The following is a 3738-nucleotide window of genomic DNA, read 5'->3' as shown; positions in this document are numbered from 1 at the left end:
TTTAAATGATCACTCATTCCAGCAAATCGTGGTCACTCGTGCATCAATACGTGATCACTAAAGCTCTAATCTCTCAATAAAAATTTAACTCTGTTTTTGAGTTTTTTAAATCTTCAGCTAATGTAAGTTTATTTATTGATATATGTCCAATTTATGTATTCTTATTTATATTATTTATATACGGATCTGTATGTGTTTATATAATTATCTACTCATATTATAATTAGTATGTAGTTTAATTAATTATAAAAATAAGCACGTTGAAGGATATAAGAAGTATAAATGTTAGATATAAATTCTCAGGAAAATTTGATTGATGATCAAAATGTAGATTTGGCATTACGAGGATTGGTTTTATTGGCAGGTTTTCATGGCATTGCTGTGAATGCTGAAGACATTAGCCATCAGTATGATGTAGAAGGCAAAGGGCTCACACAATCGCAATGGTTGTTAGTAGCTAAACATCTAGAGCTCAAAGCAAAGTGCATTAAACAACTCAACAGTCGTTTACATTTAGCAGCACTCCCAGCCTTAGCATGGCGAGAAGATGGTGAACACTTCATCATTGCCCGAGTGGATTATGAGCAAGTATTAATTCATGATTTAAGAACAGGCAAACCTCAGATGTTGTCCCGTGAAGAGTTTGATGCCCGTTATGAAGGTCGCATCATTGTTGTGGCTTCTCGTGCATCGATCTTAGGTGAGCTGCGTAAGTTTGATTTCACATGGTTCATTCCTGCCGTTATTAAATACCGTAAAATTTTAGGTGAAGTTTTATTAATTTCTGTGTTTGTACAGTTGTTTGCGTTAGTGACGCCATTATTTTTCCAAGTGGTGATGGATAAAGTATTGGTGCATCGTGGCTTAACTACTTTGGATGTGATTGTCATTGGTTTAGTTGTCATTACATTGTTTGATGTAGTATTGAATGGTTTACGGACCTATATCTTTGCCCATACCACAAGCCGCATCGATGTGGAATTGGGCGCTCGTCTATTTAGGCACATGTTGGCTTTGCCTATTTCTTATTTTGAATCACGTCGTGTGGGTGAAACCGTTGCCCGTATCCGTGAATTAGAGCAGATTCGTAATTTTCTAACAGGGCAAGCTTTAACCTCGGGACAAATAGATAATTTTACATCAGAAAAGTTAAGTCAAATACTGAACAATAATCAGTCTTATGATCTAAAAGAATATGAGAAAGATCAAATGATTGATTATCAGTTAGGATTGGAATCATTATTTATAATTCCACTAGATAAGGAGTTGTGAAAGATGAAGAAAAAAATACCGTTGACAGCGGGTATGAATGTGACGGCGGAGATTAAGATCAGAGAGCGTCGAGTGATAGATTACTTCTTATCCCCACTTCAAACGAAGGTGGATGAGAGTATGAGGGAGTTGTAAATATGAAAATAAGAATGCATATAAAAAAAATTTTTTTTGTAATTAGTTTAAGTATTTTTGGAGTGATAGGTCATACTAATGAAAATGATATAAATGCTGAAATTACCAAAAAATTACAAGGGGATTTTAATAAATATTTAAACAGCTTAGATAATATACCATCAAACAATGCGTATTCTTCCTTACTAGGTATAAACTCATCTATTAATAATGATTTTATTTTAGTAGGTGAGAATTTTTTAGAACAAACTCTAAATAGTACAAAAAGCCATTTCTTAGAAAAATCCAATAGCTTAGACAAATATGATAATTGTGAATCTGAATTATTTGATAGAGAATATTGGGGAAGATCCATAGTTGAATGTATTAATAATGGATTTGATAAAGGAAATTATGTTTATGTTCAATTAAATGATGATGCAAAAAAACTAATCTCTTTAAGTAATCCTAATTCTATACTTAAAAATAATAGTGAAAACATTAAAGAGTGGGAAAGAAAAGTACAAAATAAAGAACTTATAGAACCTATTATTTCAATAAATACTTTATTATTAGATCGTTATCAAAAAATTATTCAGAACGATAACTTTTACTCATATCCGATCATTCAAACATTCGGATATGATTATATTGGAAAAAATGATTTGCTAATATTGGTTGATCTTTTTTTAATTAAGACGCTATATCAAATTCAAAATGGCGAAAAAGAAAAAGCATTAATTGATTTAAAAAATTCAATTAATTTTTTTGGAAATTGGGGTAATTATGATTATAGTGACTACTTATTAAGTATTCAATTTTATCCTACAATTTTAAATAAACACCTTTCATTATTACAATTTTTAATTGTAAATAATTATATTGAGAGCAATGAAATAGAGCTGTTTAAAGATGATATTGATACTATAAATATGAAAGAGCGTCTAGAAAATTACGCTAAGTTACTCACAGAGTTCAGTGTTATTGAACTTCTTTCTGGTCATTATAATTTTGTTGATAATAATCAATTAGATGAAGAAATCATAGAATATTATAAAATATTACAGTGCAGACAGAAATTTTATTCCTCCAATCTATATAATCAACTGATTGACAATAAAAAAAATACAGATTATATCGACCAGTATATTATCGATGATCTTAACTCAAGCTATAAATCTGAGTGCCTTCAATCTATACATCTAATTTCAAAAAAATCCTTTTTGAAATTAAATAGCATTAAAAGTTTAGAATATCTTTCATCCCAACATTTCAATAATTTATTAAAATTAATAAAAAATGCTAACTATTTATTAAATAACAACAAGGATAATATATGAAATATTCAGTTTTTGGAGAAATAGCCAACTGGCTCTTAGACAAAGGTATAGATTTAACCACCTCACAAATTTCAGCACTAAATGGTGTTTCTTCAGACGTGGAAAGAATAGCCCAAAATTTAGCAAATTCTTTTGTTAATGATCCTGGCGATGGAATATCTTTATCCATTCCATTATATGAAAATATTTTAAGAAAAATAGATACTAATTTAATTCCTGGCTTGTCCGAAGAGATGATAAAAAAATCTATTTTAAACAAAGCTAAAGATATTGAACCTATATTTAAAGATCATGCACCAACAGGTATAAAACTATCTAAATACTTAAACACTATATCAAAAACAGCTCATCAAAATTTAGAAGAGGAAGAGGAGGAGGAAGAGGAGATAGATTATGACCCAACTCAAGACCCTGAATTTGTTGGGCCACCAAGACCAACCGATGAGTTTGGTGATGCTATAAGAGACACTGTTAATACAGGTAGTCCATTAATTTTGGATCTAGATGGTAATGGTGTTACCACAACCACATTAGAAGATGGTGTTTATTTTGATCATGATGGCAATGGTTTTGCAGGTAAAACAGCTTGGGTTGGCCAAGGTGATGGATTATTAGTATTTGATCAAGATATGAGTGGTCAAATTGAAAATGGTCAAGAATTATTTGGTAACTATACAAATTTAGCTAATGGACAAAAAGCTCCGAATGGCTTTGAAGCATTAAAACAATATGACACCAATGGTGATGGCATTATTGATGAGAATGATGAAATCTACCATAAGCTTCAAGTGTGGGTGGATAAGAATGGCGATGGTAAAGTTGATTCTGGTGAGTTGCTAACCCTCAAAGAAGCTGGTGTTGCGGGCATCAATTTAGGATACAAAAACAGTAATGATGTGGATGCCAATGGCAATTACCATAAACAACAAGGTTCATTCATTACAACTGATGGTAAAACGCAAGCCATTCATGATGTTTGGTTTAAAATAGATCGTACAGATTCTATGGATCA

Annotated in this window: 1 protein-coding gene and 3 pseudogenes; all 4 read left to right on the top strand. The window is 31.2% G+C overall.

What is annotated here, in order from left to right:
• Positions 1–282: 282 nt before the first annotated feature.
• A pseudogene (locus BZK16_RS13655) lies at positions 283–1119 on the top strand (ABC transporter transmembrane domain-containing protein); the annotation flags it as partial.
• A gap of 168 nt (positions 1120–1287) precedes the next feature.
• A pseudogene (locus BZK16_RS14925) lies at positions 1288–1407 on the top strand (hemolysin secretion D, plasmid domain protein); the annotation flags it as partial.
• Positions 1408–1409: 2 nt separating this feature from the next.
• Entirely contained in the window at positions 1410–2726 is a 1317-nt protein-coding gene (locus BZK16_RS13645; RefSeq protein ID WP_077929440.1) for a hypothetical protein, read from the top strand.
• A pseudogene (locus BZK16_RS13640) lies at positions 2723–3738 on the top strand (hypothetical protein); the annotation flags it as partial. The gene BZK16_RS13645 and the pseudogene BZK16_RS13640, both read left to right, overlap by 4 nt.

The organism is Wohlfahrtiimonas populi (genome assembly GCF_002006795.1).
GTDB classification, from domain to species: Bacteria; Pseudomonadota; Gammaproteobacteria; order Cardiobacteriales; family Wohlfahrtiimonadaceae; genus Wohlfahrtiimonas; species Wohlfahrtiimonas populi.
Note: the sequence above shows the minus strand (reverse complement) of the source record. Positions and strands in the feature narration are given on the sequence as shown.

What these genes read in the sequence shown, in the direction of transcription:
- BZK16_RS13645 (WP_077929440.1), top strand. Translation starts at nt 1,410, where the DNA reads ATGAAAATAAGAATGCATATAAAAAAAATTTTTTTTGTAATTAGTTTA.